The sequence below is a fragment of the Anaerobacillus sp. ABA4_114 genome, from assembly GCF_056159065.1.
On sequence record NZ_JBSWUM010000001.1, the window covers coordinates 208,391 to 234,182 of the forward strand.

The 25,792-nt window shown below is 43.7% G+C and carries 32 protein-coding genes; 18 read left to right on the forward strand and 14 right to left on the reverse strand.

Features of this window, described 5'->3' with window-relative positions; genetic code table 11:
* Nucleotides 1-14: 14 nt before the first annotated feature.
* From ACXAEY_RS00990 to ACXAEY_RS01000, 3 genes are all read right to left on the reverse strand, one after another.
* On the reverse strand, nucleotides 15-932 hold the full coding sequence (locus ACXAEY_RS00990) for a DMT family transporter (RefSeq protein ID WP_474809847.1): 918 nt from the start codon (nucleotides 930-932) through the stop codon (nucleotides 15-17).
* Nucleotides 933-961: 29 nt separating this feature from the next.
* Nucleotides 962-2,419, reverse strand: a complete 1,458-nt coding sequence (locus tag ACXAEY_RS00995) for an amidase (protein WP_474809848.1) — start codon at nucleotides 2,417-2,419, stop codon at nucleotides 962-964.
* Between the two features lie 175 nt (nucleotides 2,420-2,594).
* On the reverse strand, nucleotides 2,595-4,325 hold the full coding sequence (locus ACXAEY_RS01000; protein WP_474809850.1) for a B12-binding domain-containing radical SAM protein: 1,731 nt from the start codon (nucleotides 4,323-4,325) through the stop codon (nucleotides 2,595-2,597).
* Between the two features lie 255 nt (nucleotides 4,326-4,580).
* On the opposite strand from ACXAEY_RS01000, the gene ACXAEY_RS01005 reads away from it, so the two are divergent.
* Genes ACXAEY_RS01005 through ACXAEY_RS01015 form a run of 3 tightly spaced genes read left to right on the forward strand, consistent with a single transcriptional unit; the run spans nucleotide 4,581 to nucleotide 6,407 of the window.
* The gene (locus ACXAEY_RS01005) at nucleotides 4,581-5,624 is read left to right on the forward strand and encodes a class I SAM-dependent methyltransferase (RefSeq protein WP_474809852.1); all 1,044 of its coding nucleotides are present in this window, start codon (nucleotides 4,581-4,583) and stop codon (nucleotides 5,622-5,624) included.
* A 60-nt stretch (nucleotides 5,625-5,684) separates the two neighbouring features.
* Entirely contained in the window at nucleotides 5,685-6,158 is a 474-nt protein-coding gene (locus ACXAEY_RS01010; RefSeq protein WP_474809854.1) for a glutathione peroxidase, read from the forward strand.
* 54 nt (nucleotides 6,159-6,212) lie between these two features.
* Nucleotides 6,213-6,407, forward strand: a complete 195-nt coding sequence (locus ACXAEY_RS01015) for a hypothetical protein (RefSeq protein ID WP_474809855.1) — start codon at nucleotides 6,213-6,215, stop codon at nucleotides 6,405-6,407.
* 45 nt (nucleotides 6,408-6,452) lie between these two features.
* Here the strand turns inward: ACXAEY_RS01015 and ACXAEY_RS01020 are convergent, their stop codons facing one another.
* Both ACXAEY_RS01020 and ACXAEY_RS01025 read right to left on the reverse strand, forming a co-directional pair.
* A complete protein-coding gene (locus ACXAEY_RS01020) occupies nucleotides 6,453-6,740 on the reverse strand; it encodes a hypothetical protein (RefSeq protein ID WP_474809856.1) in 288 nt (95 codons plus the stop codon).
* Between the two features lie 94 nt (nucleotides 6,741-6,834).
* Nucleotides 6,835-7,467: a DUF429 domain-containing protein gene (locus tag ACXAEY_RS01025; protein ID WP_474809858.1), complete on the reverse strand. Its 633-nt coding sequence runs from the start codon at nucleotides 7,465-7,467 to the stop codon at nucleotides 6,835-6,837.
* Between the two features lie 106 nt (nucleotides 7,468-7,573).
* Between ACXAEY_RS01025 and ACXAEY_RS01030 the strand changes: the two genes are divergently transcribed.
* The 6 genes from ACXAEY_RS01030 to fumC all read left to right on the forward strand — a co-directional run bounded on the left by ACXAEY_RS01030 (nucleotide 7,574) and on the right by fumC (nucleotide 14,527).
* Nucleotides 7,574-8,632 (forward strand): FUSC family protein, encoded by a 1,059-nt coding sequence (locus tag ACXAEY_RS01030; protein ID WP_474809860.1) that lies wholly within the window; start codon nucleotides 7,574-7,576, stop codon nucleotides 8,630-8,632.
* Entirely contained in the window at nucleotides 8,616-8,987 is a 372-nt protein-coding gene (locus ACXAEY_RS01035; protein WP_474809862.1) for an SLAP domain-containing protein, read from the forward strand. The genes ACXAEY_RS01030 and ACXAEY_RS01035 overlap by 17 nt, the downstream gene beginning before the upstream one ends.
* Nucleotides 8,988-9,136: 149 nt before the next feature.
* Entirely contained in the window at nucleotides 9,137-10,114 is a 978-nt protein-coding gene (locus ACXAEY_RS01040; RefSeq protein WP_270180499.1) for a TAXI family TRAP transporter solute-binding subunit, read from the forward strand.
* 130 nt (nucleotides 10,115-10,244) lie between these two features.
* Nucleotides 10,245-10,712, forward strand: coding sequence for a DUF1850 domain-containing protein (locus ACXAEY_RS01045; RefSeq protein ID WP_474809864.1), 468 nt, complete (start codon nucleotides 10,245-10,247; stop codon nucleotides 10,710-10,712).
* A 76-nt stretch (nucleotides 10,713-10,788) separates the two neighbouring features.
* Nucleotides 10,789-12,714 (forward strand): TRAP transporter permease, encoded by a 1,926-nt coding sequence (locus ACXAEY_RS01050; RefSeq protein WP_474814697.1) that lies wholly within the window; start codon nucleotides 10,789-10,791, stop codon nucleotides 12,712-12,714.
* Between the two features lie 427 nt (nucleotides 12,715-13,141).
* Nucleotides 13,142-14,527: a class II fumarate hydratase gene (fumC, locus tag ACXAEY_RS01055; protein ID WP_474809866.1), complete on the forward strand. Its 1,386-nt coding sequence runs from the start codon at nucleotides 13,142-13,144 to the stop codon at nucleotides 14,525-14,527.
* Between the two features lie 63 nt (nucleotides 14,528-14,590).
* Here fumC and ACXAEY_RS01060 read toward each other — a convergent pair whose 3' ends face one another.
* Complete coding sequence (locus ACXAEY_RS01060) at nucleotides 14,591-14,782, reverse strand: hypothetical protein (protein ID WP_224884125.1); 192 nt, start codon at nucleotides 14,780-14,782, stop codon at nucleotides 14,591-14,593.
* Nucleotides 14,783-14,959: 177 nt separating this feature from the next.
* Entirely contained in the window at nucleotides 14,960-15,307 is a 348-nt protein-coding gene (locus ACXAEY_RS01065) for a YflT domain-containing protein (protein WP_474809867.1), read from the reverse strand.
* A 165-nt stretch (nucleotides 15,308-15,472) separates the two neighbouring features.
* On the opposite strand from ACXAEY_RS01065, the gene ACXAEY_RS01070 reads away from it, so the two are divergent.
* A complete protein-coding gene (locus ACXAEY_RS01070) occupies nucleotides 15,473-15,850 on the forward strand; it encodes a DUF1499 domain-containing protein (RefSeq protein ID WP_270180495.1) in 378 nt (125 codons plus the stop codon).
* Between the two features lie 33 nt (nucleotides 15,851-15,883).
* Here the strand turns inward: ACXAEY_RS01070 and ACXAEY_RS01075 are convergent, their stop codons facing one another.
* The gene (locus ACXAEY_RS01075; RefSeq protein WP_270180494.1) at nucleotides 15,884-16,714 is read right to left on the reverse strand and encodes a TerC family protein; all 831 of its coding nucleotides are present in this window, start codon (nucleotides 16,712-16,714) and stop codon (nucleotides 15,884-15,886) included.
* 225 nt (nucleotides 16,715-16,939) lie between these two features.
* Here ACXAEY_RS01075 and ACXAEY_RS01080 point away from each other — a divergent pair, with 225 nt between their 5' ends.
* Complete coding sequence (locus tag ACXAEY_RS01080; RefSeq protein WP_474809869.1) at nucleotides 16,940-17,464, forward strand: type 1 glutamine amidotransferase domain-containing protein; 525 nt, start codon at nucleotides 16,940-16,942, stop codon at nucleotides 17,462-17,464.
* Between the two features lie 37 nt (nucleotides 17,465-17,501).
* On the opposite strand, the gene ACXAEY_RS01085 is transcribed toward ACXAEY_RS01080, so the two are convergent.
* Nucleotides 17,502-18,050, reverse strand: a complete 549-nt coding sequence (locus tag ACXAEY_RS01085) for a beta-class carbonic anhydrase (protein ID WP_270180492.1) — start codon at nucleotides 18,048-18,050, stop codon at nucleotides 17,502-17,504.
* Between the two features lie 96 nt (nucleotides 18,051-18,146).
* On the opposite strand from ACXAEY_RS01085, the gene ACXAEY_RS01090 reads away from it, so the two are divergent.
* Entirely contained in the window at nucleotides 18,147-18,434 is a 288-nt protein-coding gene (locus tag ACXAEY_RS01090) for a DUF5327 family protein (RefSeq protein ID WP_474809872.1), read from the forward strand.
* 30 nt (nucleotides 18,435-18,464) lie between these two features.
* On the opposite strand, the gene ACXAEY_RS01095 is transcribed toward ACXAEY_RS01090, so the two are convergent.
* Nucleotides 18,465-18,974 carry a GNAT family N-acetyltransferase gene (locus tag ACXAEY_RS01095; protein WP_474809874.1) on the reverse strand — a complete coding sequence of 170 codons (510 nt, stop codon included), beginning with the start codon at nucleotides 18,972-18,974 and terminating at the stop codon, nucleotides 18,465-18,467.
* 147 nt (nucleotides 18,975-19,121) lie between these two features.
* On the opposite strand from ACXAEY_RS01095, the gene ACXAEY_RS01100 reads away from it, so the two are divergent.
* Nucleotides 19,122-19,388 (forward strand): hypothetical protein, encoded by a 267-nt coding sequence (locus tag ACXAEY_RS01100; protein ID WP_270180489.1) that lies wholly within the window; start codon nucleotides 19,122-19,124, stop codon nucleotides 19,386-19,388.
* Here ACXAEY_RS01100 and ACXAEY_RS01105 read toward each other — a convergent pair.
* From ACXAEY_RS01105 to ACXAEY_RS01120, 4 genes are read right to left on the reverse strand one after another with little or no spacing between them, the layout of a single operon-like run.
* Complete coding sequence (locus ACXAEY_RS01105) at nucleotides 19,385-20,311, reverse strand: 5-oxoprolinase subunit C family protein (protein WP_474809876.1); 927 nt, start codon at nucleotides 20,309-20,311, stop codon at nucleotides 19,385-19,387. The two genes, ACXAEY_RS01100 and ACXAEY_RS01105, sit on opposite strands and share 4 nt — an antisense overlap.
* Nucleotides 20,308-21,072: a 5-oxoprolinase subunit PxpA gene (locus ACXAEY_RS01110; RefSeq protein WP_474809878.1), complete on the reverse strand. Its 765-nt coding sequence runs from the start codon at nucleotides 21,070-21,072 to the stop codon at nucleotides 20,308-20,310. The genes ACXAEY_RS01105 and ACXAEY_RS01110 overlap by 4 nt, the downstream gene beginning before the upstream one ends.
* Nucleotides 21,069-21,791 (reverse strand): 5-oxoprolinase subunit PxpB, encoded by a 723-nt coding sequence (gene pxpB, locus ACXAEY_RS01115; RefSeq protein WP_474809880.1) that lies wholly within the window; start codon nucleotides 21,789-21,791, stop codon nucleotides 21,069-21,071. The genes ACXAEY_RS01110 and pxpB overlap by 4 nt, the downstream gene beginning before the upstream one ends.
* A 21-nt stretch (nucleotides 21,792-21,812) precedes the next feature.
* Nucleotides 21,813-23,036 carry an Nramp family divalent metal transporter gene (locus ACXAEY_RS01120; protein ID WP_474809882.1) on the reverse strand — a complete coding sequence of 408 codons (1,224 nt, stop codon included), beginning with the start codon at nucleotides 23,034-23,036 and terminating at the stop codon, nucleotides 21,813-21,815.
* 114 nt (nucleotides 23,037-23,150) lie between these two features.
* Here ACXAEY_RS01120 and fliW point away from each other — a divergent pair, with 114 nt between their 5' ends.
* The 5 genes from fliW (at nucleotide 23,151) to ACXAEY_RS01145 (ending at nucleotide 25,728) form a co-directional block, all read left to right on the forward strand.
* A complete protein-coding gene (gene fliW / locus ACXAEY_RS01125) occupies nucleotides 23,151-23,594 on the forward strand; it encodes a flagellar assembly protein FliW (RefSeq protein ID WP_474809884.1) in 444 nt (147 codons plus the stop codon).
* Between the two features lies 1 nt (nucleotide 23,595).
* The gene (gene csrA / locus ACXAEY_RS01130; protein ID WP_474809886.1) at nucleotides 23,596-23,823 is read left to right on the forward strand and encodes a carbon storage regulator CsrA; all 228 of its coding nucleotides are present in this window, start codon (nucleotides 23,596-23,598) and stop codon (nucleotides 23,821-23,823) included.
* A 153-nt stretch (nucleotides 23,824-23,976) separates the two neighbouring features.
* Complete coding sequence (locus tag ACXAEY_RS01135) at nucleotides 23,977-25,089, forward strand: flagellin N-terminal helical domain-containing protein (RefSeq protein ID WP_474809887.1); 1,113 nt, start codon at nucleotides 23,977-23,979, stop codon at nucleotides 25,087-25,089.
* A gap of 65 nt (nucleotides 25,090-25,154) precedes the next feature.
* The gene (locus ACXAEY_RS01140) at nucleotides 25,155-25,331 is read left to right on the forward strand and encodes a YjfB family protein (RefSeq protein ID WP_270180481.1); all 177 of its coding nucleotides are present in this window, start codon (nucleotides 25,155-25,157) and stop codon (nucleotides 25,329-25,331) included.
* Between the two features lie 49 nt (nucleotides 25,332-25,380).
* Entirely contained in the window at nucleotides 25,381-25,728 is a 348-nt protein-coding gene (locus ACXAEY_RS01145; protein WP_474809889.1) for a flagellar protein FlaG, read from the forward strand.
* Nucleotides 25,729-25,792 lie beyond the last annotated feature (64 nt).

A 25,792-nucleotide genomic window follows, 5' to 3' on the forward strand; every position in this document is an offset into this window, starting at 1 on the left:
AGGTACCACCCGGTTTATGTTGAACTCTGTCGAACTGTGTGCTCATCATATAGGACCTCTCGCTGATACGTTCTCGTGAATATGAAGAGTCCAGTCAAAATGATCCCGCCTCCTACCCACTGCAAGAGGTGCAGTGTCTCGCCGAGCAGGAGATATGCAAGAATGCTAGCTCCGATGGGCTCAAATAGAATGCTCATGGCGATAACGTTAACACTGACCCATTTCACTGACCAGTTTAATAGTGAATGTCCTAGTAAAGTAGGAAAGACCGCTAAAAGAACAAACATCATCCAATCTGATCCTGCGTAACCGATGAAGGGGTACGTGAGTACAGCATTATAGAGGATGAGTGTGATCGCCGCGATTCCATATACGATGAATGTATAAGGGATAAGGTCGAGTCGTTTCCGAACGTTTTGACCGAATAACAAATAACCCGTCACCATCGCACAAGCAGTGAGGGCAAGCATGTCGCCGAAAAGGGCGATGCCGCTCACTCTGAAATCTCCCCAGCTAATCACAATAGAACCTGCAATGGCGGTCATTCCACCAACTATTGCAGGCCAAGATAGTTTTTCTTTAAAAAATAGATAAGTACCGATAAAAGCAAATAATGGCTGAAGCGTTACGAGTACAACAGAACTTGCAACGGAAGTGTAGTTGAGTGACTCGAACCAAAGTATAAAATGAAAAGCGAGGCTAATGCCTGCAAGGGTTCCAAAACCCCAGTCTCTTTTGCTAACTCGTTTGAAATCGCCTCGGTACCGGAAGATTACGAGGGGCACCATCAAGCAAGTCGCAAAGATCAGGCGGTACATCGCGATGATCGAGGCAGGAGCGGACGTTAGCTTAACCATAACCGCTGATGTTGAAATAAAAGCAACCGCAATTGCGATCGCCACATACGACTTTTTTTGTTGGGAAGTAGACAACAGTATTCCTTCTCTCTCTTAGTAAGCTATTAAACGAGTTCTGCTTCAGCTTCTTCATTCAAATGCTGATCGAACGCATCACACCTTCTGTATCCTCCAAACTTCTCTTCAAGTTTCTCTCCCATTTGAAAAAGTGCTTCTTCGTTTCCATTTCGACTAACAAGCTGAACACCGATTGGTAAACCTTCTTCTTTACTCGTTCCGATCGGGACCACGAGCGAGGGGAGTCCCCATACGTTTGCGTATGCAACGTAGGGCATATAGTTTAAGAATGTTCTTCTGATCGAGAAGATTTCTTGGTATAGTTCACCATGCAGCGGAGCAGGTGTATGATAGACCGGCAATACTAGTATGCGTCTATCTAAATACTCTTGAATGAGATCCTCACCACGGGTGATCATCATGATGATGTTGTCCGTCTGTTTTCGATTCGGCTTAAAGAGTTTTGCTCCGATTAATGCCCACGATAAGTAGGAATGAACAGAAGAGGTTTTGAAAAACTTCTCCTTCATGTATTCTGCAATCGGTACGGCGCTTCCATCTTCACTCATAAGTTTAGCAAGAGATGCGCCACCGTCGATCGACATGATCTGTTGCCAAAGAAGTGCTGCTTCATTAAAGAATGGAGGGTTATTCTGCTCGGTGTCGATTTCTTCTGTAAATGTATCACGAATACTCGAGAGAAGCTGAAACGTCTCACGGTTAATCGGAATACGGTGATGAGGAGTTGGGAAAACGAGTTTAAATTCATCCAAGCAAGATGTTTCCGAATGTTCATCTGTGATGATCTGGTTGATCAATCGTGCATCTCTAACGGATTTACTTATCGCCCCAATCCCAAGCATCCGCTCCTGTTCACGAATGTGAACGAAAGGAAAGGTTCCTTCGTGGGATACTTGGCGATTACCAGACTTGAACCCTATGACACCATTAAAATGAGCAGGTATCCGAATTGATCCTCCGATATCTGATCCGATTCCAACAGCTGCACCTCCTGCAGCGATCAAGCTTGCCTCGCCACCACTTGATCCACCAGCCGTTCGAGAGATGTCCCAGGGATTGTTTGTCCTTCCATAGTGTTTATTATCCGTCTCCTGACAAAAACAAAGCTGCGGCGTATTCGATTTACCCAAAATGATCGCACCCTCGTCCTTTAAGCGTTTCACAACGTGGGCATCTTGCTTTTCACGATGTGTTGTACGATAGCTAAGTCCTCCGGTTGTGTACATCCCCTCCACGTGAAAGCATTCCTTCACACTGATCGGAACACCGAACAAACGACCTTCTGCCTTTTTAGTTGCAAGAGTATAGTCTGCAAGTTTGGCTTCTTCGAGCGCCTTATCAAAACGGTCTTCAACCAGACAGTTTAGAGTAGGATTGATCGATTTAAGCTGGTCGATATACGTTTTGACAACTTGAGAAGACGAAACTTCTCTACTTGCAATCTTCTTTGACAGGGAAACGGCATCCAAATCTACTAGTGACATCTTATCCCTCCATCGTGTCGGACTGAGCCCCGACAAGGTTTACTTAATTAATTCGTCCCCTAACAACATAATCCTTTAAATGCCAGGTGACAGGCACCACTCACATATGCTCGAAGAATGTCGACAGAACGGCAACAAAAAAAGCATTTCGTAACGTACGAAATGCCAGTTTCTTTTATGAAACAGAGTGCTGAGCTGGAAGAGATGACTGAAAGAGTTCACTTCTTGAGGCTTTCGGATCATAGTAAACAACAAGAAGCTCCTTCTCACCGTTAATTATCATCGTGTCGACGATCGTATGCTTTTGAAGTTCTCTCTGTGTAAGACTTAACGATTTGAACCTTTCCCCAAGTAACTGAGGCGTATCTGCAAGTGTATGAAGAAGAGATAGCTGAGTTGCTTTCTCAAGACGATTTTCCCACCAAACCGTTCGCGGTTTCGTTTTAGCGTTCGTTAAGTAATCGATCTTCATAAGAGCAATGATCTGATCGATCTGTTCAGGTGATCGCATCCTAAGGAAAGTCGCAAGTCTTTTAAACAGATCTTCAAGCTGATGACCGATCCGAGACCATCCGTTTTCTTCCCAGTAGCTTCCAAACTCCTGGAAAAAGTCGAACGGAGAATTGAAAACCTCTGTGACAAGGTACTCGATCGTACGATCCATGCGATGATCATTCCAATACTTTTCTAACACATCTTCAACCTGCTTAATTCGGATGATGTCATCAAAGGACAGCACATTGTTTCCTAGTATTTCATACGGAGAGTGGTCCATGTAGAGGTAACCATGGTTTGCTGCATTAATCCGAACCCCGGTGCCTCTTAACATCTTTAGAAAACCAAGCTGGAGTTCTTCTGGTCGAAATGCAAAGACATCGTTGAACGTTTTACGAAACGAGTTGTAATCTTCCTCAGGGAGTCCAGCGATCAAATCCAGGTGTTGATCGATCTTTCCGCCGTCTTTGACCATCGTAATGGTTCTCGCAAGCTTTTCGAAGTTTTGCTTTCGCATCACGAGCTCATTCGTCGCATCGTTCGTAGATTGAATGCCAATTTCAAAACGAAACAGGCCAGGAGGTGCTTCACGGTTAAGAAATTCCAACACTTCAGGTCGCATGATGTCTGCCGTAATTTCAAACTGAAAAACGCACCCAGGTCGGTGATGGTCGATAAGGAATTGAAACAGATCGATCGCGTAATTTCTTCGGATGTTAAACGTTCTGTCAACAAACTTAATCGTTTTTGCTCCGTTATCCATCAAGTAAAGAAGTTCATCTTTCATGCGCTCGACTGGAAAATACCGAACACCCACTTCGATGGAGGACAAGCAAAACTGACAGGAATAAGGGCACCCTCGACTCGTCTCTACATACGTTACACGCCGTCCTAATTCTGCGCGGTCCTCTTCAAAGCGAAAAGGGGAAGGGATATCACTTAACGAAAGCTTCACAGCAGGAGGATTGATATGATTCTTTCCATCTTTTCGAAAAGCGATGCCTTTCACGTCGTCCACTGACTCACCAGCTTCAATACGCTTTAGAAGCTCTTTAAACGTAGCTTCCCCTTCTCCCATGACGATGTAATCCACCTCAGGGATCCGATCGAGCCAATGGTATACATCATACGAAACTTCAGGACCGCCAAGTACGATCTTAAGAGAAGGGTTCACTTTTTTCAGCATCTCGATAACTGGGAGCGTTTCTTCAATATTCCATATATAACAGCTGAACCCGAGGACATCGGGCTTCATGGAGTGAAGGTCACTAACAATATTCATAACGGGGTCTTTGATCGTATACTCAGCCATCTTTACAACGAATTCCGGTGCGGCAGAAGCTTTCAGGTAGCGTAGAGCAAGACATGTATGAATATATTTGGCGTTCAGCGTACTAACAACAACGTTCATCTTTCCAACTCCTGTAAAATTAATCACTATAATTATAGCACCTCTTGATCAAAAATAATCAGTTTTAAACGTCTGATTATTCAGAATAATAGTTGAAGCGAGTGAAACTCCGTGAGATGATAAATAAAAATGGCTCTTTTCGTAAACTTTGCTGCTATAAGAGGAGTGGTTGATTTGTGCTCCCATCAACTAAGTGTGGTTCTCTATTGCAACAATCTTTTAGAAAAGAGTCATAAAAAAAGAGGAGTGACAGTTTTGGAAATCGCTTCTGTAACGAGGGAACATCCGTTTACGGAACAGGACCTTGAGTACACTGCGCTTTTGCCACATTATCGTGTTGACCTCAGAAGAGGTAGTGATGAAAAACGCGATCTCTTTCACAATGCCGGTGTGAGCGACTGGTCACAGCTGTCCTGGAAAGAAGTAGGAAGGCCGTTCGAAGTTAAGAAGCTTGCAAAGGATCGTGTGGAGTGGGAACACAGAAACGATACGACGATGCCTGTTAAAACCTCCTGGGAGCATTTTAACCGTTCCTTCCACAGTTTGTTCATGCAAGATGTCCCTGCAGAACAGTACAGGCTCAAAGCCGAATTGAAAGATAGTTTCAAAGGTTTTCGAATGCAGGATGTAAAGCACGGGCTCGGCGAGATGATTCGACTATCACTATGGAATTACGTTCATCGAATCGAAGACGGCATCTGGGATCCAAGAGGAAAGCGGGCGTTGTTTGAAGGATTGGATGTGTCAAAACCGCGGATTCTATTTCTAGGGGCAGCTGAAGGGTACGAAGCGATGCAGCTTCATGCGATGTATCCTGGAGGAGAAGTCGTGATGGTGGATTATGATGCGTTTTGTAAAACCGATCGTTTCGGCAAATTTCCAAACACGTACCCTTTTCTTGGAACGAATCCACAAACAGGCGCAACGAAAGTCTGGTACAAAGACGAGATGAACATTACGTATCTAGTAAAAGATATTCGTGACCTCGATTTTCAAAACGAGTTTGATATTGTGTTAAGTGTTGGATTACTAGAGCACGTTCCTGACGAATTTAAGCCGGACATCTTAGAATGGCATAGGAAATTTGTGAAGCCAAGCGGCTATGTCATCATGACGACTCCACGAAATCAAGTGAAATCGAGAATCTACTATCACATTATGGCGGATATTATGAACCACACGTATCGTGAATTGATGGACATTCGTCAGATGGGACTATACGCTTACGAAAATGGATTCGAGATGTTAAGGAACGGCTATATCAAAGTTCATAACGGAATTATTGCAAGAGCACGCTGATCGTTGGTGAATCTCTCAAATTTATGGTATGTGTAGAGGGAAACCAATAGGAGGGGTAAGATGACTGTACATTCATTTACGGTAAAAACGATCGAAGGTAACGATGTTCAGCTATCAGAATATGAAGGGAAGGTTCTTCTCATTGTAAATACGGCTAGTAAATGCGGCTTAACACCTCAGTATGAAGGCCTTCAAGAGCTCTATCGATCATTAGAAGGACAACCTTTTGAAATTCTAGGTTTTCCATGTAATCAGTTTGGTAGTCAAGAACCTGGTTCTGAAAAAGAGATCCAATCGTTTTGCTCGCTTAACTATGGCGTTGATTTCCCTATGTTCTCAAAAATCGATGTGAACGGTGACGATGCTCACCCGCTGTACAAGTATTTAGTGCACGAGGCACCTGAGGTCGAACACGGCGACATTCCTTGGAATTTCTCAAAGTTTCTTGTCGATAAGAGTGGAAACGTTGTTAAACGGTATTCCCCAGAAACAGAGCCACAAGAATTGAAGAAAGATGTCGAAGGAATGCTCTGATTGAGGTTCAATTTTTGTCGGATGCGGGTATATCACCTATGAGGTGATATCAAAATGAAATGGTGGATTCCGTTTTGCTATATGATCGGAACGTTTTCAGGAGCGATGCTCAGCGGTTGGGGCATGGACAGAGAATGGGATGTGTTTCCTTCGTTTGCAATGGCAATCACAGCGTTTTTCATTAGTTTGATATACATGGTCTTCCGAGACATCGTTCCTAAAGTGTTTCAGGAAACGCTGCGCAACTAAGCGCAGCGTTTTTTGCAACATACAAAAAGCCCTGCTATAGGGCTTTTAGCTGTAAGTATGTGTCGTACTCGGTGTGATCCGCGAAACCATTTCCTCTAGTAATGCCTGTACGTTTCCGGATTCATACAAAGCAAGAAACCTCTCGGCCGAATTTTTGTCTACGTGATACGTTAATCCAGTGTGGTAGTCGATCATAAAATACGTTTCTTCGCCGTTATGATTTCCTGAAAGCAGTTCATACTTCTCATACTCATAATACACTTCGGTTCCATGCTGGGTCTTTTCTAAATACGTCTCAAAAGGTGCAATCGTGAACACAGCTTCCTTTTTCATCATACTTCCTCCTCTAAATGACTTACCTTAATTGCTAGTTTGTCCAGAAGGAAACGTTTTATACATAGAAAAATAGTTTACGAGTTTGTTAACGCTAGCATCCAATCTCGAATGGATGAATCGGGGGATCAGATGGGAATATGAAGGAAGATTTTCCGTTGTTCCACTTCCATGCCGCATAAGCCGCAAGACAAGCGTCGAACGAATGCGTTGATTCAAGCGCTTTTTCCGAAATAGCGAGCACACCTTCACGTTCTAAGAACGATTTAATTCTTTTCCTTGAAGTGATGTCCGTTTTATAGGTGAGTACAGCGTCTTTATCTAGCATCCTAAGGCCAACTGCTGCTCCTGGATGAACCTCTACGATAATAGAGTTTAAAGCAGCAAGTCCCCTTGATAGAGCAACTCCTCTCAACGTGAGGTAGACCATTCGGGTCATCGTAGGTGTCATGATCGACCCACTCTTCATACCAGCTTCTTTAATGCGGTTTCTAAGTGCTCGGTCACCAGGGCGATCTCCTCCTCCGGGTTGATAGGAGAGCGGGGCGTCTATTCCGATCACCATGTGCTTCTTTTCACTACTAAACCGTTTGTATATTTCCTCATCAGAGGCTCCTTCTATCAATTCGTTGAAGCAAATTCTATTTTCATCACCTGAAAAGATACTAATCGATGTGTCTTTCGTATTAGAGGGACCAGATAGGTCGATGCCAATATATAGCGTCATCACGTTTCTCCTTTTCACACAGTATAAGGTAACAGTAAGCCCAAGCGATGTTTATGTAAACTCTTATGTAAGATATAATGAAAGGACAGAAATGGACTGATTAACGATGGATCTAAAACAGAAATTATTCAAATTTGTAGGAGGCCGAATTTTAAAAACCGGCCTTGCCGCGTTCATTACTGCTTGGATTTGCGATGCGCTTGGATTGCCTGTTCTTTTTGCTGTTATCACAGCGATTGTAACGGTTGAGCCCACCGCTTCTGACTCGATAAAAAAAGGAATCGTACGATTTCCAGCAGCGGCGATCGGCGCAGGCTTTGCGATGATCTTTGAGTCGTTCCTCCACCAATCTCCTTTTACTTATGCACTAGCAGCAACACTTACACTTATCGCATGTCACAAACTACATCTCGATTCGGGCATGCTCGTCGCAACACTGACCGCCGTTGCGATGATTCCAGATGCGACGGGGGATCATATGACGACCTTCGTACTGAGACTCAGTACAACGTTGATCGGGATTGTCGTATCCACTGCGGTAAACTATTTTGTTATGCCTCCAAAATTTCACTCGATGATCAACCAGAGCGTTGAAGGGCTGTATCACAGTGCCGGCGATCTTCTTGATCAAATTATGAAAGACCTTCCACACGCACGAAAGCAAAACATGGTGTACCAACGCGTGAGCCGCGAACTTCAGCGAACGTATCAATTGATTGAATACCAAAGGGAAGAATGGAAGTATCGCCGCCATAGCATGCAGGAAGTGAGAAGTTTTTCCGTCATCCTGAAGAAGCTCGAATATATGCAGAAAATCCTCTATCACCTTGGAAACATGCTTTTCGTCGATACAAAAAAAGGGTTTGATGAAGGTGACTATGAAACGATCATCGATGCAGGATGTTCGATCTCAAAAGCCTTCCATGATCCAACGAATCAGATCGGGGAAGAACACCTTTTGAAAATAGAAAAGCTTGATCAGCTTTTTCATGAGCTCGATGATACAAGAACGATCTCATCAACTTCCCGTCATCATTTTGATGATAAGATGATCATCATCTTCGAACTTCTATCTCTCAACGATGTACTCGATGATCTCTATATGCTAGAGCAAAAAGAATTACGTCACTACAGAAGGAGTCCTCATCATGACGCTGAAGTTTGAGGAGAAATGGGAGAGAACGATTTCCGAGAAAGATCGAATGCTTTTCTATGAAATATACAAGCAGTATCCGATCAAGTTACATACGGTAGCGTTCGCACCAGTACGAATCGCCATCAATCATCGCGGATCACTTCTTGCAACCGTCCTAGTCTTGAACGGCCACGATTGTGAATGGAAGCTGGATGACACAATTCTTCACTATCATGAGAGAGATGAATTGGTGGCTGTACATACTTTCTCACATTCATCTCTCGTCGTTCCACCACGTTGTGCGATGCCGTGGACGTTCATTTATAACTCGAAAACGTTTCAGAAAGAGCCCGAGTTAAAACATTGGGAAATAAAATTTTTGTAAAATCCAAAAAAGTCTATCATAAAGCGCTTCCAGTGTTTTACAACAGTAGAATATAAGGCTTCTGTACCACCTTACTGTATTAAAATCATAAGAAATATGTTACAATTATTTTTGGAATGTGTCTAAAATTTCAAAAGGGGGACAAATGAATGGCGAAGAAAAAAGTATTCAGTTTGTTCGTAGCATTATTATCGATCTCCATGATTCTTGGAGCATGTGGATCTGGAGGTGGCGATGGAGCTAGTGGGTCGCCTAAAGAATTAAGCCTACTAACTGGTGGTACTGGTGGTACATACTTCCCGCTTGGTGGAGAAATCGCCACATCTATCCAAGACAACACAGACATTGAAAGTGCTAACGCACAGTCTTCAGGTGCATCTGTAGAAAACATGCAGACACTTCAGAGCGGAGATGCAGATGTTGCGTTCACTCAAACAGACATCGCTGCTTATGCGACAAAGGGCGAGCTTATGTTTGAAGATGGAAAAGTTGATAATGTACAAGCTATCGGAACGCTTTATCCTGAAACGATTCAAGTTGTAACACTGAAGGAAAGTGGAATCGCTTCAATCGAAGATCTTAAAGGTAAGAAGGTTTCTGTTGGAGCACCTGGAAGTGGAACATATGCAAACGCTGAGCAAGTTCTTGAAGTTCATGGCATCACGATGGACGACATCGATGCACAGCACCTTGCATTCGATGAGTCTACTGAAGGAATCCAAGATGGTAACATCGATGCAGCATTCATTACTTCTGGAACGCCAACTGGTGCAGTAGAAGGGTTGTCTGCAGTGAAACCTGTTAACGTACTACCGATCGAGCAAGAAATGATCGATAAGTTGATCGAGAAGTACCCTTATTATGCAGAAGACACAATCAAGAGCGGTACTTATGGACTTGAAGAAGATACAACAACTGTTGCAGTACTTGCAATGCTTGTTGCTCGTTCTGACCTTGATGAAGAGTATGTTTACAACATGACGAAAGCTATTTTCGACAACGCAGATAAAATTACACATGCTAAAGGTGAATTCATCACAGCTGATAGTGCACTTAACGGTGTAGGAATTGATCTTCACCCAGGTGCAAAGAAGTATTTTGATGAAAAAGGAGTCAAAAGCGAGTAAGCTTCTTTATAATCTATAAAAAAGGATGTGATGGACGCAGGCTGCTAGCAGCCTGCGTCTTCTTACAATGATACTATCAACCTCAACCAGACAGTTTCTGTTTCACACAGGCTTGGCGATCGTTCTGATTATGGTTGTTTTTACGTACCCCTTTTTTACCGTGATGGGTCTTGAGAATGGAAAGACAGGTAAGTTTCTAGCTTATGTTCCGATCGATTCTACCCCGGAAGATTTTGATATCCGCTATACGCACTCTGTACACCGCACACCCGTCTTAGAGTCTTACTACATTTCAGAGGACGGCACGATTGTTCAATATGAACTTTCTTATGAAAACTTTGCAGTTGGAATGCCGGCGAATGCGGGTGAAGGAGAGCGGTTTATTCAAGACGAAGAGGGTTACAAAATTAAAGACATGAACCGTGAACTTCCATCGATCGACTTGCGTACGGGTAAAGTCGTAGCAGATCATACGCTTCTTGTGGAAGATCAAGAAGTGAAGCTTAGCAAGGTTATTGAACCTGGCTCATGGCTTCACATGGAATCGGGAACAATAAGTTTGTGGAAGTGGATGAAAGGAGTTAATTTGCTTGAGTGACAAAGACAAAGAAAAAGATAAACCAATAGATCGTGAAGAAAACGAAGAATTTACAGAAGAACAATCCAGGGACTTAATGGCGAAATTCGACCCAGAAGCAGGACACCGTACGCTTACCGGCGTTCTAGGGTGGATTTCAGTTATTGGACTCGTTGGATTCTCTGTATTCCAATTGTATACTGCAATATTTGGAGTTTTTACCGCTCAACTGCAGCGTTCCATCCACTTAGCTTTTGCACTTGGTCTGATCTTCTTATTGTTTCCTGCTTCAAAGAAGCGTCTTAAGGATAAGAAAAGAAGGTTTCAAGTAGCCTGGTATGATGGACTGCTTGCGCTCGTCGGTGTTTATGTCGGTATGTACTGGCCGCTCAATTTCGAAGAACTTGTTTTTCGTGTTGGTCGTTTGACGACGCTTGATTTAATCGTTGGATTTTTAGCAATCGTTCTCGTCCTTGAGGCAACGAGACGTGTCGTGGGACTGCCAATCACCATCATTACATCGATCTTCCTTCTTTATGCTTATTTAGGACCATATATGCCTGGGTTCTTACAGCATAGAGGACTGAGCATCGATCGTATTATCCGCTCGATGTATTTTACAACAGAGGGGATACTCGGAACGCCACTAGGCGTTTCGGCAACGTTCATCTTCCTCTTCCTCCTATTCGGAGCTTTTCTCGTCAAAACTGGCGTGGGGCAGTACTTCAATGACCTTGCGCTCGTGATTGCAGGAAAAAGAGTCGGTGGACCTGCAAAAGTTGCGATCTTCTCTAGTGCACTACAGGGAACGATCAGTGGAAGCTCGGTTGCGAACGTTGTGACATCAGGTTCCTTCACAATTCCGATGATGAAACGTCTCGGTTACAAAAAGGAATTCGCTGGTGGTGTTGAAGCGGCCGCTTCGACTGGTGGACAGCTCATGCCACCGATCATGGGTGCCGCAGCCTTCCTAATGGTCGAATTCATTGGAGGGGGCATCACGTACTGGGAAATTGCAAAAGCAGCAGCAATCCCAGCAGCTCTTTATTTTACGGGAATTTGGATTATGACCCACTTTGAAGCGAAGCGTATCGGACTACGTGGTCTGACAGAAGATGAAATGCCAGATCGTAAGCAAGTATTGATGAAAATCTATCTACTGCTCCCGATCGCAGCTGTTATTTTCTTCTTGATGTCAGGTACGTCTGTTACAAGAGCCGCTCTTTATGCGATCTTAACGTCGATTGTTGTTGGTGCGATCAACAAAGAAACGAGAATGGGAATCGGTGACTTCATCGACGCCCTAGCAAACGGTGCACGTACCGCACTCGGTGTAGCAGCTGCAACGGCAGCCGCAGGTATGATCGTCGGTGTTGTAACGTTAACAGGACTTGGGTTGAAACTTGCAAACAGCCTAGTTTCACTATCTGGTGAAAACATATTGCTCACGCTGTTCTTTACGATGATCGCATCACTTATCCTTGGGATGGGGTCACCGACAACGGCGAACTATGTTATTACCTCAACGATAGCGGCACCAGCACTAATCGTGCTATCTGTGCCTGAACTATCTGCTCATATGTTTGTATTCTACTTTGGTATCGTAGCTGATATTACGCCACCAGTAGCACTTGCGGCCTTTGCTGCAGCGGGGGTGTCTGGAGGTGAGCCGCTCCGAACAGGGGTCAATTCAGCCAAGCTCGCCATCGCCGCGTTTATCATTCCATACATCTTCGTGCTATCGCCGGAGCTCATGATGATCGATACAACGTGGCAAGAACTTCTGTGGGTACTATTCACATCACTCACTGGTATGATCAGTATCGGTGCAGGTATGATCGGATACTGGTACAGAAGAACGCATGCCATCGAACGTATCGCTGGCGTAGCCGCTGGTATCATGCTGATCTACCCTGAAGGATCTACAGACCTTTACGGCCTAGGTCTCTTCATCGCACTACTCGTTCTACAATTTGTAATCAAACGAGACGACCAAGATAAAAAGCAAGTTGCGAACGCGTAATTTGAAAAGCCGCTCATTTTGAGCGGCTTTTTTTAGGTTGTGTTGATGGCCGTTTTCAGTGATATGGTTGAAATCTCTGCAAGAATTACGTTATGTGGAGGTCGGGAAGTTTTGTCTGTGTTGATTACAATCTAGTAGGAGTGAATACCGCTTGACTCCCGCGGAAAAACGGGCGACAGAGACCCCGGACCGGACGTTTTTTGTCCGGGAGGAGGCTCGGGCGTTCGTCCGCAGGAAAGCAAGCGGTATTCGTACTCCTACGGCATAGGGAGGACAATAACTAGGGTTTCCCAAATGTATGTAAATTGTAACGATACCTTCGTAAAAATATGATATGATGAAAGCGTCGTCATAAAAAAGTGAGAAGGTTTAGCCTTCTTTTTATGGAAGTGAATCTTGTTAGTCTTTTACTTAAAGGAGGATCACAATGGATTATAGAATTGAACGCGACACAATCGGAGAAATAAAAGTACCTAGAGACAAAATGTGGGGTGCACAAACGCAACGAAGTAAAGAAAACTTCAAAATCGGTAACGAACAAATGCCGATCGAGGTTGTGAAAGCATTCGCTATCCTTAAAAAAGGTGCTGCACTAGCGAATCAGCGTCTAGGAAAGCTTGAAGATGTGAAAGCCGATGCGATCGTACAAGCTGCAAACGAAGTGATCAACGGAGAACATAACGAGCACTTCCCGCTAGTTGTTTGGCAAACAGGAAGCGGCACACAATCGAATATGAACATGAATGAAGTCATCGCATTCCGTGCGAATGAAATATTGAAAGAACAAGGTAGTGACGCGATAGTTCACCCGAACGACGATGTGAACAAATCACAATCATCTAACGATACATTCCCAACGGCGCTTCATGTAGCAGCTGTTTTGGCAGTAGAAGATCACCTTTATCCAAATCTGATCGAATTAAAAGAAACGCTTTATCAGAAGATGCAAGATTTCGATCACATCATCAAGATCGGTCGTACGCATTTACAGGATGCAACGCCTCTTACGCTTGGACAGGAAATCAGCGGCTGGCAACGCATGCTCGTGAAGTGTGAAAACATGCTTCTTGAAAGCGTGAAGTACATGAAGGAACTTGCGATCGGCGGAACTGCAGTCGGTACGGGTCTTAACGCTCATCCTGATTTCGGTGACATGGTTGCAGAAGAAATCAGCAAGATGACTGATCGCACGTTCAGTTCTGCGCTTAACAAATTCCATGCGCTTACGAGTCATGACGAAATCGTTCATGTTCACGGCTCACTGAAAGCACTAGCGGCAGATCTGATGAAGATCGCAAACGATGTGCGCTGGCTAGCGAGTGGTCCACGCTGTGGCATCGGCGAAGTAACGATTCCAGCAAATGAGCCAGGAAGCTCGATCATGCCTGGTAAAGTGAATCCAACACAAAGTGAAGCTCTTACGATGGTAGCAGCTCAAGTGATGGGGAACGATGCGACGATCGGTTTCTCTGCAAGCCAAGGAAACTTTGAGCTAAACGTTTTCAAACCCGTTATCATCTATAACTTTCTTCAATCTGCAAGACTGCTTGCAGACGGCATGAAGTCTTTCAACGACAAATGCGCGGTCGGTATCGAACCGAACGAAGAAGTGATTGGTGAATACTTAAAGAACTCATTGATGCTCGTTACGGCATTGAACCCTCATATCGGATATGAGAATGCAGCGAGTATTGCGAAGAAGGCTCACCAAGATGGTACGACACTTCGTGAAGCTGCACTTGAAAGTGGTCATCTGACAGCTGAGCAGTTCGATGATATCGTACGACCTGAAGAAATGATCTCACCTAAATAAGCATGAAAAAAGCGGGGGCTTGAACCCCCGCTTTTTTTCTTTCTTTCAAGAGTAGGTAAGCGCTTACGATTTTGACGGAAGAACAGCCCTGATGCCTTTGTAGATCAACACAAGTGCAAATAGCAGCGCCGCTAAGTATCCAACCACTTCGAATACCGGGTTGAGACTTGAAAGGAAAGAATCAGCCTCAGATAATCGAAGCATTGCAAAACCAGCAATCATAGCAGCTACGAAAAGCAATGTACGATCCAACATAATCAGCACTCCCTTTGAAAGAAGAATTTTTTATTGCCATACAAATATATGCAGAATGTGGAGTTGGCAGACCCCTAACTGTCCAATATCTTTATAAATATTTTTTATTGTGAGCACCCATCTGCTTGTCACAAATCAAAAAAAGGAGCCCGGCACCTGCCAAGCTCCGTTTCATCTCTACTTCCACTGCGCTACTTTGTCCGTATCCGTTACGAACATAAAGATCTTTCCTTTATCCATTTCTGATTCATATCGTTCTGCTTCTTCTTTGGAGAAGCCGATCTCTTCCATCTTGTTTCGAAGTTCATCGCCTTTTCTACTGAATACGTTCTTCAGGCTTTTCAGACCCATTTCTTTTCGATCGATCGTATTGGCATCTACACCGTCTGCAACGCGCTCTGTACGATCATCGTCGTGAGAGAGGACGTAGATATCATCCTTTGAAATTCCGATGTTGCTTAGCTCTTCAATGTCAGCCTTTAGCTTCTCATCGTTCTGGTATTCTCGTACTAATGGTCTACTCATGGTCAAATGCCTCCTTCGATATCTGAATTCATAGGTAATATAGACGCTCTGCTGAAGAAATAAACATCGTATGGAGAGTTGTGCTGATGAATTGGTTACAATAAGTGCATAACGAGCCGTAAAAGGGTATAACAAAGAAGAACGATAGAAAAGGAGGCGAAACCGATGAGCGGAGAGCAATTAGGTGCAAGAGATGGCAAGTTAGCACCTTGTCCGAATAAACCAAACTGTGTTTCAACTCAGAGCGAAGATGAAAAGAATAAGATGGAATCATTTTCATACAGCGTGACAGAAGGAGAAGCGCTAGCGAAACTGAAAAGCATTTTACAAAACAGAAAACGTACGAAAATCGTAAAAGAAGAAGCAAACTACATAAGAGCTGAAGAAAAATCGAAGCTTTTTAAGTTTGTTGATGATATTGAATTTTACCTTGATGAAACCTCGAAAACCGTGCACTTTCGTTCCGCATCACGTATGGGCTATTCAGACATGGGCGTGAACAAAAAGAGAATGGAAGAAATTAGAGAAGCGTTTTTAAGTTAAACAGGAAACAGGTGCCAGCGTGGCACCTGTTTTTTATGAAAAGTCTTTCGCTTTTTCACTTTCTTCTTCTAAGGTATCTTCGTTTTCGTCTTCACGTTCACTCTCATCACGCTCAGAAGAGAGGAACCATCCTCCAAGAGCAATCGCGACGAGGACGCCCCAGAACGTGATTTTCCATGCTGGTTCTTTCGGGAAGGATTCTTCAAGAATAGCGAGACTCGGGTGAGCGAGCGTATAGATCGCTAACTTTACACCGACCCAACCTACGATGATGAACGCAGCTGTTTCAAGTCCTGGTTTACGGTGGAGAAGTTTAACGAAATAATTTGCTGCGAATCGCATGATGATCAGTCCGATAATTCCACCGGTAAGAATAACTGCAAATTGAGCACCATCTAACCCACCGACTTTTGGAAAGTTTGTGGTGGGAAGAGTGAGTGCAAGCGCTACTGCAGCAAGAATGGAATCGACTGCAAACGCAATATCAGCTAGCTCTACCTTAAGTACCGTCGTCCAGAATCCTGACCCTTCGTTGTTCGGTTTATCTTCTTTCTTTGTTTTCTTCTTATCATCGCTTAGTAAGAATTTCTTCACGAGGTGATTGATGCTAAGGAATAACAGATAAAGTGCACCGATCGCCTGCACTTGCCAAATATCAACTAAGAAGGAAATGATGAAGAGTGAACCAAAGCGGAAAACGAAGGCACCGCCTAGACCATAGAAAAGCGCTTTTTTACGCTTATTTGGTTCAAGATGCTTGACCATGATTGCCATAACAAGCGCGTTATCTGCTGCAAGTATGCCTTCGAGCCCGATCAAGACAAGAAGCACCCATGCGTATTCAAGTATTAGACCAGCATCCATGACGATCTCTCCTTTAGTACTAAATAGTCTCCCCAATTTTTAAGACCTTACTATGGCCGCTGTTTATCCCAAAGTCATATGTTGAAAGGTATGTTCGAATGATGGGAAAAAATACACACCGAGGGAATGGTTACATTACGTTTTTAATACCCTCAAAAGGTTTCAAGAAACCCGTCGTTTTGAAATGAGCACAAAATGGTATATCGTTAAGGTGGAGGTGAAAGCATGCGCTTATCGAATAAAAAAGTAATCAGTCTCGTTCATCATGAATTTGAAGACCTTGAGCTAACGTATCCTTACTACAGATTGATCGAGGAAGGTGCAACTGTTCATTATGTAGGTGAAAAAGCTGGAGAGAAGTATATTGGAAAGTATGGGGTTCCCGTTGTATCTGACTATGCATACAGCGACATCGACCCTTCAGATTATGACGCCATCCTCGTACCGGGAGGATGGGCACCGGACAAGATTCGCCGCTTTCCCGAGGTGTTGAAGATGGTGCAGCATATGGAAGAGAACAAGAAGCCGATTGGTCAGATTTGTCACGCAGGATGGGTGCTGATTTCTGCACGTATCCTTGAAGGGAAGAAAGTGACGAGTACTCCGGGTATCCGTGACGACATGGAGAATGCAGGAGCAACATGGATCGACGAACCGGTTGTCGTCGATGGCCATCTTGTATCCGCAAGACGTCCGCCAGATCTACCACCTTATGGGAAGGCGTTCGCAGATCTTCTTGCATCGCAATAAGAAAAAGCTCACTCGATCGAGTGAGCTTTTTAAATGCTTATTTTTCTACAAGATCAAGCTTTCCAGTCTTTGGATCGATCACTAAACCGTGAACGGGCGTTCCTTCTGGCAACAGAGGGTGGTTTTTGATCGTTTCCACACTTTGGCGAACCCCATCTTGAACAGTTGAAAAACCTTGAAGCCAATTTTCTACATCGATGCCTGCATGCTCAAGTGTTGAAACCACTTCTTTTGAAACGTTGCTCGCCATTTTATCGCGAAGTTTTGCAGGATCAACTTTACCCATGCCGCAGTCATGATGACCGATGACAAGAACAGCATCAGCTTGAAGTTCGTACACACCGATTAGGATGGAGCGAACAACGCTATCTAATGGATCTGTTACATAAGCGCCTGCATTCTTAACCATCTTCACATCGCCATTCTTTAAGTTCATCGCACGAGGAAGCAGCTCGACTAAACGAGTATCCATGCAAGAAAGGATCACCATTCTCTTATCAGGAAGACCTGACGTTATGTAAGGTTCATAATCCTTGTTCTCAACAAATTTCTTATTGAATTCTAGAATGTCACTTAATGTTTCCATGAAATAAATTCCTCCTACGTTGATTTTTTATTTCCTTTTTGTTTCTGGTACACTTAAAGCAAGAATCCCTTCCTAATGAAAAAGGAGTATGCATATATGAAGGATATCCCTATTGAACAACTTGTTCAACAGATGAATAGCAAAATGAAACAGCTTACTTATAATGTTGAAGAAAATGATGCCGATGTCAATGGTATCCGTGAAGATCTGATCGCGATTAAAACATACTGCGAGATGCTTTTACAGGCGTCAAATGGTATGAAAGATGCGCCTACCCCTTCTCCACAGAAACCAGCTTACACGGCTCCAGTGCAGCCCATCCAATCTCCATCAAAGCCGATGCAGGATGATGATGCAAATGAAGATTCAATCTTTGATTTCTAAACGCGTATGTCCAAAGTGACATACGTTTTTTTATATACCGAATGCCGCTGGGTAAAGTACGTGTCCTTCTTTAGGCAACGCATCTTTCTTAAGTTCTTTTACCATGAAGGAATCTCCTGCTTCTTTAAACGGACCAGTTATCCCTTTCTCAGAACCCGGTATAAAACCAAACTTTGAATAATAAGCGCTGTGTCCAAGAACAATGACATGGCGATAGCCAATGGCAGTCGCTCGCTTGAGGCTTTCATTGATCATGAACGTTCCGATTCCCTCATTTTGAAACGAAGGAGAAACAGAGACTGGCGCAAGAGCAAGTGATGTGACGGTATCCTCTGCTTCGATTTCGATCTCACTTAATAGAATATGCCCAACCGGAGTCGTTCGATTATGAAGCGCGATCAGTGCTAATTCTGGAACATAGTGCTGCGAATCCCTAATCCGGTGAATTAATGCAACTTCGTCTTCTCCATCAAATGCATTCCTTACGATGTCATCAATTCCCTCTACATCACTTTTCAATTCTTCTCTTAATTCAATCATGCCAACACCTCCTTATGTGTCTTTACTTCACGAGTAACGCAAGTCCTGAAGCCCTCACAACGTGATTCAGTCAGTGAAAGATTTCCAACATAAAAAACGTGTGAGGGGACAAATTGATAGTAATCCCAAAGAAAGGAGGGAGACAGAATGCCGGATCTACATCCTTATTCAACGGATGATTTTATAGAAAATGAACAGAGCTACAACGTATATGTGAATGATAATTATATCGGCAATAAAATTTTGTTCTCTCAGCAAGATAAAATAGAAGATGTAGGCGACTATTTAAATAATAAAGGCTTCTACAACTTCCAAGCAGAGGTGGAAGGGGACCATTACCGCCTCCAGATGACAGAGCTCGATCAAGGTGAGCTTGTCATCGATGAACTGCACAGTTATTTAGGTCATCCTTAGCGAACGATTTTCTCCCAAACCCTAAAATCACGTTCCTGAGCGATCGCGATCTCTTGCGCTTCTTCAACCGTGATCTCTTTAAAACGAACCGAACCACCAGGAGGAAGCTGGGCGATCAATGGAAGGTCAGGACCGATGACTGTACCGATACGAACGTAACCACCCGTTGTTTGCCGGTCTGCCAAAAGGATGATCGGCTCACCGTTTGCAGGCAGCTGAATGCCGCCAAGCGGCACAGCGTCAGATAGTATATCGCCTTCATGATCTGTTTTGATACCGTCGCTCACCAACCGGTATCCCATACGATTCGATTGCGGGGACACCTCATGCCGATTCGTGAAAAATTGCTCCAATACTTCAGGGCTGAGCTTATCATCGTGAGGTCCTTTTACAACGCGAACGATAGCGTCGCGGTTATATGCAGGAATCTCGGTATGAAAGAGCCCGATTCCTGTTTTTTGCTTCTTAGGATTCCCATGTAGTTCATCCCCAGCTTCTAGTTTACGGCCTAGTCCTGCTGGTTCATAAACCGATTTGCTCCCCATGTACTCTTCTGCTTCAAACCCACCGTTTACCGTTAAATAGGCACGAACACCGATTCTTGGGCGTCCGAACTCAAGTACCTGTCCCTTTTTAATGGTGAGAGACTTCCACATTTGGATCCGTTCACCGTTGATCATCGGTGATAAATCGGCACCTGTTATGCTAATCACTGCATCCACTTCTGCTACCAATTCTGGACCCTGCATCGTAATTTCAAGTCCTGCTGTATTCCGTGGGTTTCCGACTAGGATGTTCCCTACTTGAAGGGCGAAGCGGTCGAGTGCACCAGAAGCCGGTACTCCGTATTTTAAATAACCTGTTCTTCCTAAATCTTGATACGTTGTATAAACGCCTGGTTTTTCTACTGAAAATAACTTCAACGGTTTCCGATCCTTTCTATCAGGATATTTTCTGCCTTAAATCTTTTTCTTAGTGACTGGATAAAGGCAAGTGCCGACGGTTCATCGCCGTGAACGCAGACGGTGTCAGCCTCGATCGAAATCGATGTGCCATCTACAGCTCTCACTATGCCATGTTTCACCATCGAAATCACCTGGTCGATCGCAGTCTGTTCGTCTGTTATCATCGCATTCTTTTCTGTTCGTGGAGTGAGGGTACCATCTGGCTGATACGTTCGATCAGCAAACACTTCTGAAGCATACCGAACGCCTGAAAGCTTAGCCGCTTGTATCAGTTCTGAGTTAGCGAGTCCAAACAGGATCAGCTCAGAGTCAAAGTCTTTCACAGCTTGTGCGATCGCATTCGCAAGTTCAGCATCCTTTGATGCCATGTTATATAGAGCTCCATGAGGTTTCACGTGCTGCAGTTCGACTTCATGCGCACTGCAAAACCCATGCAGTGCGCCGATCTGATAAAGAACAAGCGTATAGGCTTCTTCAGGTGTGATGATCATCTTTCTCCTTCCGAACCCTGTTAAGTCAGGAAAGCCAGGATGAGCCCCGATCCCAACGTGATGTTCTTTTGCCCATTTGACCGTTCGGTTCATGATGCGGGGATCGCCCGCATGAAAACCACATGCTACGTTTGCTGACGAAACGAGCTCGAGTACTTTTTCGTCTTGCCCGATGGAATAAGCACCAAAGCTTTCACCAAGATCACAGTTAAGGTCGATCGTCGTCATCTAGAAACCTCCTCGCGCTGAACATCATAAGACCCTTGCTCCAGTTGCTCTAAAATTTGATTGAACTCTTTCATACTAACGGATTGGAACCTGAGATAGTCACCTTGATTCAGTAAGAATGGATCGTCTTTTTCAGGTTGAAAAAGGCGAAGCGGTGTCTGGCCGATAATGTTCCATCCCCCGGGAGATTCGATTGGGTAAACCCCAGTTTGTGCTTCAGCAATACCAACTGAGCCTGCAGGAACCTTTTGTCTTGGCGATTCAAGACGAGGCGCTGCAATACGCTCATTCAGTCCGCTTAGATACGGAAAGCCAGGTAAAAAGCCAATCATGTTGATAAGATAGTCTTCGTTTGTATGTAGTTTTATGATGTCATCTTGGGACATTCCTTTTTCCTTTGCAAGATCTTCAAGGTCTGGTCCGTGCTCTCCGCCATAAAGGGTCGGGACCGTGATGACCACCTTTTTTTCTGACGCCTCTGTTGCAACTGCTGTGATATCTTCCAATATGTCCGTTATCTCATCATAGTTGAGGACCCACGGCTCGTAATAAACGGTGACAGAATCGTACGCTGGTACCCATTCAGTAATGCCCTCTTTGTTAAGAGACGCAAGTTCACGGCAAAAAGCTTGAATGCGGCTAGTGAGGGAATGAGACACTTCTTCATGATACGTAATCTTTACGCAAGCTTCACCGAGCGGGTGTAAGGTGACGTTCATTTCGATAGACTCCTTTCGTAATTACAAGAAAAGTTCTAGTATTCCAAGCGAATGAAGGGCGAGAACGAGCGTTACGAGTAATACGATACCGCCCAAAATATTTGAGAGTGTGCGATTGACGTATTCACCAAGTAGTTCTTTATTATTCATAACATAAAGTAAGAAAATAGAGATGATCGGCAGCATCAAGCCGTTTGCATACTGTGCGAAAAGAATGACGGTCGTAGGACTCATCCCAAGAGCTGAACCGACGATTCCGATTAAAATAACGACTCCCCAGATCACTCTGAATTTCGTTGCTTTCAGATCCATCGACCACCCGAAAACACCGCTGATCGCATAGGCGGCTGCAAGGGGAGCGGAAATAGAAGATGTGATTCCAGCAGATAACAATCCGATCGCAAAGAAAATTTTCGCCCATGATCCGAGAAGGGGTTCTAACTGAACGGCCATTTCAGAAGCATCCGTTATGTTTGTACCGAGCGGAAAAGCTACTGCAGCCGATACAACGATCGAAAGTGAGATCAACCCTCCGACGATGATCGAGAAAACGGTATCAAAACGACTCTCTTTTAACCCTTCCTTCCCACGCCAGTGTTCTTGAACAGTAGAAGAGTGAAGAAAGATGTTATAAGGAACGACCGTCGTCCCGATCAAGGCGATCGCAAACAGTGTGCCACCAGTTGGGAACGTTGGCAGGAATGCGCCTTTAAACATTGCCCCGAGATCCGGCTTAATGACTATGGCAGTCGCTACAAAGCAAACGCTCATGACTAGCACGAGAACGACGAACACTTTTTCAATCGCTTTGTAGTTTCCTGAGTAAAGAAGAATCGCAGCGATGATCCCGATGACTGGCCCCCATATGTTCACTGAAATGCCCGTCATGGTAGAAAGACCGAGCGCACCGCCCAGGATGTTGCCCGTTTCGTAGGCGGCCGTTCCTACACCGATCGCTGCAAGAACGAGAATGATGCTGATTCCTTTCATCAACGGACTGCTGAACTGCTTTCTCATCGCTTCGCCAAGCTGCATTCTCGCCGTGATTCCAAGTCGCGCTGACATCTCATGAAGGGTGATCGTTGCGAGTATCGAAAAAACGAGTGCCCACATCAATGCAAATCCAAATCCAGCTCCTGCCTGAGTAGCGGTCGTAACGGTTCCTGGTCCTATAAAAGCTGCGGCGACGATGGCGCCAGGGCCAACGCTTTTAAGTTTCTTTAGAAACGTGTTTTGATCGCTCATAAGCTCCTCCTTTAAGTGTATCGAATTTTAAAATTTTCAACAAATTCAACCTGTTAAAAGACGACAAAAGACTTATAATGAGGATAGACTTTTACAGATAAAGGAGTTTTTTCTATGAAAATCCTCACGACCCGCTTCGGTGAACTAGAAGTGAACAAAGATTCTCTCATCACCTTTTCGAACGGAATTCCCGGCCTTGAACAATACACCACATACTGTCTATTACCCGCTGATGAACAGAATGAGTCGCCGTTTTTCTTTCTGCAATCAACGGATGAAAGCAGTTTGTGCTTTATTCTCGCTGATTCATTTTCTTTCTACCCGGATTATGAAATTAATCTAGAAGAAGACTTGTTGCAAGAGTTAGCGATTGAAAAGCCAGAGGAGGCGATGGTACTATCCGTCCTCACCGTACAAGGATCATTACAAGATGCAACGATGAATTTAAAAGCCCCGATCATCCTGAATCTTTCGAGCGGAAAAGGAAAGCAGATCGTACTCAGTAAGGATTTTCAAATTAAAGCGCCATTGGTGAGTGCGGTAGAGGGAGGCAGATAAAATGCTTGTACTCGGACGGAAAAAAGATCAGTCGATCATCATTAACGATGAAATCGAGCTGAAGGTCATCAGTATTGAAGGCGATACGGTGAAACTAGGGGTGGAGGCTCCAAAGAACATTAGTATACATAGAAAAGAAGTGTACGTGGAGATTCAAGAGGAGAATAAGCTAGCATCCTCACAAGAGATCAATCTAAGTGAGTTGCAAAACTTTCAATTGAAACGTTAGGCAAAGAACCGCTATAAAGCACATAGCGGTTCTTTTTAATTTATTTTTCAAAAAACTATAAACAACTGAATTTTCCAGCCGATAATGAAAATATCAGGAAGTCCAAACGGATGTGGGCTTTCTAGAAAACACATTACACGGAGGTAATTTAGAATGAGAATTAACCATAATATTCAAGCGATGAACACGTACCGTCAGATGAATGTAAACCAAGGTGCTGCAAGTAATTCAATGGAAAAGTTGTCTTCAGGACTTCGTATTAACAGAGCTTCTGATGATGCAGCTGGTCTTTCGATTTCTGAGAAGATGCGAGGACAAATTAGAGGTTTGGAGCAAGCGAGCCGAAATGCTCAAGATGGTATTTCATTGATTCAAACAGCTGAAGGTGCTCTACAAGAAACGCATTCTATTCTACAGAGAATGAGGGAATTATCAGTCCAAGCATCAAACGACACTCTAGCTGCAGAAGATAAAACCGCTATAAGTACAGAACTTGACCAATTAGTTGAGGAAATTGATAGAATTTCTAAAGATACTAAATTTAACGGAAAAGAATTATTAGGCGGTAATTTAGGGGTATCCAGAACAGGTGGTACTCTTGATACTTCTGTAACTGGTCTTGCCAATCTGTCTGATATAGACGTTTCAGGTGCAAAAGCTAGTACAACTTACAATATTACTGAAACAGCTACGCATATTACATTACAAGAAGGTGCTAGCGGAGATTCACAAATGATTGAGAAAGCATCCATCACTGCTGGTGATAGACTTAATTTTGATTCTCTAGGAGTAAGTATTAAGACAGACTCCAATTATGCAGTGGGTGGTACTGCGTTTACAGGATTGACTGTGACTACCGGGACTGCCGATGGTGCTACATTCCAAATTGGAGCAGATAGTGGACAAAATCTTTCTTTAACAATTGGAGATATGGGGAAAACGGCTAGTGGTTTAAACATTGAAGGCCTACAAGTAGATACTAGAACAAATGCTAATGCAGCAATTACTACTATTAATACAGCTATTGAAAAAGTTTCTACTGAACGTTCTAAGCTTGGTGCGAATCAAAATCGTCTTGAACATACAATCAATAATTTAAACACTTCTTCTGAAAACCTTACAGCTGCTGAATCCCGTATCCGCGACGTAGATATGGCAAAAGAAATGATGAGCATGACAAAAGAAAACATCAAAGCTCAAGCTGCACAAGCGATGCTTGCACAGGCTAACCAGAATCCACAGCAAGTACTTCAGCTTCTTCGTTAATTTCTAACAAGAAAGGCCTTAGATCTCTCATCTAAGGCCTTTTTATTCGAAGGGAGTGTTTTGAGATGGATATTGCAGCGCTTTCGGTGGTGCTGAATCAAGCAAAGGTCCAGCAGCAGGTTGATGTATCGTTAACCAAAAAAGCTTTGAATCAAGCACAAGAAAATTCGAATGGACTAGTGAAGATGATGGAGCAGTCGGTACAGCCTCATCTTGGAGGTTCTATCGATATAAAGAAATAATCTCATTAGAGGTCGGGTTTAAGTAACTCTTATTGAAGGGGATCGGACCATGGAAATAAAATCAATTTCAAATCAAATACCTGGTATAGGGAAGCAAGTGCAACAGCCCATTGAAGTAAAAGAAGTAAAGGAACTAAAAGAAGAAAAGAAGGAACAGAAAGAAAAGGTTCACACAAAGGAACAGGTCGTTCAACAGATCGAACAGCTGAATGATTTCATTATGCCAGTAAAAACGAACCTTAAATTTCAGCTGCACGATAAGTTGAATGAGTTCTATGTTCAAATCGTCGATAGCACGAATGATGAAGTCATAAGAGAGATTCCATCGAAGGATTTTCTCGATCGGTATGCGGCAACTGCTGAACTGCTTGGCTTTATGGTGGACCAAAAAATATAAAATGCTGAGAACCTTCACAAACGAAGGTTCTTTTTTATAGTACTATTTACATCTTAAAACCGAG

What these genes read in the sequence shown, in the direction of transcription:
- ACXAEY_RS01065 (WP_474809867.1), bottom strand. Translation starts at nt 15,307, where the DNA reads ATGAGTAGACCATTAGTACGAGAATACCAGAACGATGAGAAGCTAAAG.
- ACXAEY_RS01050 (WP_474814697.1), top strand. Translation starts at nt 10,789, where the DNA reads ATGGCGAAATTCGACCCAGAAGCAGGACACCGTACGCTTACCGGCGTT.
- csrA (WP_474809886.1), top strand. Translation starts at nt 23,596, where the DNA reads ATGCTTGTACTCGGACGGAAAAAAGATCAGTCGATCATCATTAACGAT.
- ACXAEY_RS01000 (WP_474809850.1), bottom strand. Translation starts at nt 4,325, where the DNA reads ATGAACGTTGTTGTTAGTACGCTGAACGCCAAATATATTCATACATGT.
- ACXAEY_RS01100 (WP_270180489.1), top strand. Translation starts at nt 19,122, where the DNA reads ATGCCGGATCTACATCCTTATTCAACGGATGATTTTATAGAAAATGAA.
- ACXAEY_RS01035 (WP_474809862.1), top strand. Translation starts at nt 8,616, where the DNA reads ATGACGCTGAAGTTTGAGGAGAAATGGGAGAGAACGATTTCCGAGAAA.
- ACXAEY_RS01045 (WP_474809864.1), top strand. Translation starts at nt 10,245, where the DNA reads ATGGTTGTTTTTACGTACCCCTTTTTTACCGTGATGGGTCTTGAGAAT.
- ACXAEY_RS01085 (WP_270180492.1), bottom strand. Translation starts at nt 18,050, where the DNA reads ATGGAAACATTAAGTGACATTCTAGAATTCAATAAGAAATTTGTTGAG.
- ACXAEY_RS01015 (WP_474809855.1), top strand. Translation starts at nt 6,213, where the DNA reads ATGAAATGGTGGATTCCGTTTTGCTATATGATCGGAACGTTTTCAGGA.
- ACXAEY_RS01075 (WP_270180494.1), bottom strand. Translation starts at nt 16,714, where the DNA reads ATGGATGCTGGTCTAATACTTGAATACGCATGGGTGCTTCTTGTCTTG.
- fliW (WP_474809884.1), top strand. Translation starts at nt 23,151, where the DNA reads ATGAAAATCCTCACGACCCGCTTCGGTGAACTAGAAGTGAACAAAGAT.
- ACXAEY_RS01020 (WP_474809856.1), bottom strand. Translation starts at nt 6,740, where the DNA reads ATGAAAAAGGAAGCTGTGTTCACGATTGCACCTTTTGAGACGTATTTA.
- ACXAEY_RS01120 (WP_474809882.1), bottom strand. Translation starts at nt 23,036, where the DNA reads ATGAGCGATCAAAACACGTTTCTAAAGAAACTTAAAAGCGTTGGCCCT.
- ACXAEY_RS01135 (WP_474809887.1), top strand. Translation starts at nt 23,977, where the DNA reads ATGAGAATTAACCATAATATTCAAGCGATGAACACGTACCGTCAGATG.
- ACXAEY_RS00995 (WP_474809848.1), bottom strand. Translation starts at nt 2,419, where the DNA reads ATGTCACTAGTAGATTTGGATGCCGTTTCCCTGTCAAAGAAGATTGCA.
- ACXAEY_RS01090 (WP_474809872.1), top strand. Translation starts at nt 18,147, where the DNA reads ATGAAGGATATCCCTATTGAACAACTTGTTCAACAGATGAATAGCAAA.
- ACXAEY_RS01070 (WP_270180495.1), top strand. Translation starts at nt 15,473, where the DNA reads ATGAGCGGAGAGCAATTAGGTGCAAGAGATGGCAAGTTAGCACCTTGT.
- ACXAEY_RS01030 (WP_474809860.1), top strand. Translation starts at nt 7,574, where the DNA reads ATGGATCTAAAACAGAAATTATTCAAATTTGTAGGAGGCCGAATTTTA.
- ACXAEY_RS01060 (WP_224884125.1), bottom strand. Translation starts at nt 14,782, where the DNA reads ATGTTGGATCGTACATTGCTTTTCGTAGCTGCTATGATTGCTGGTTTT.
- fumC (WP_474809866.1), top strand. Translation starts at nt 13,142, where the DNA reads ATGGATTATAGAATTGAACGCGACACAATCGGAGAAATAAAAGTACCT.
- ACXAEY_RS01110 (WP_474809878.1), bottom strand. Translation starts at nt 21,072, where the DNA reads ATGACGACGATCGACCTTAACTGTGATCTTGGTGAAAGCTTTGGTGCT.
- ACXAEY_RS01040 (WP_270180499.1), top strand. Translation starts at nt 9,137, where the DNA reads ATGGCGAAGAAAAAAGTATTCAGTTTGTTCGTAGCATTATTATCGATC.
- ACXAEY_RS01025 (WP_474809858.1), bottom strand. Translation starts at nt 7,467, where the DNA reads ATGACGCTATATATTGGCATCGACCTATCTGGTCCCTCTAATACGAAA.
- ACXAEY_RS01140 (WP_270180481.1), top strand. Translation starts at nt 25,155, where the DNA reads ATGGATATTGCAGCGCTTTCGGTGGTGCTGAATCAAGCAAAGGTCCAG.
- ACXAEY_RS01145 (WP_474809889.1), top strand. Translation starts at nt 25,381, where the DNA reads ATGGAAATAAAATCAATTTCAAATCAAATACCTGGTATAGGGAAGCAA.
- ACXAEY_RS01080 (WP_474809869.1), top strand. Translation starts at nt 16,940, where the DNA reads ATGCGCTTATCGAATAAAAAAGTAATCAGTCTCGTTCATCATGAATTT.
- ACXAEY_RS01095 (WP_474809874.1), bottom strand. Translation starts at nt 18,974, where the DNA reads ATGATTGAATTAAGAGAAGAATTGAAAAGTGATGTAGAGGGAATTGAT.
- pxpB (WP_474809880.1), bottom strand. Translation starts at nt 21,791, where the DNA reads ATGAACGTCACCTTACACCCGCTCGGTGAAGCTTGCGTAAAGATTACG.
- ACXAEY_RS01010 (WP_474809854.1), top strand. Translation starts at nt 5,685, where the DNA reads ATGACTGTACATTCATTTACGGTAAAAACGATCGAAGGTAACGATGTT.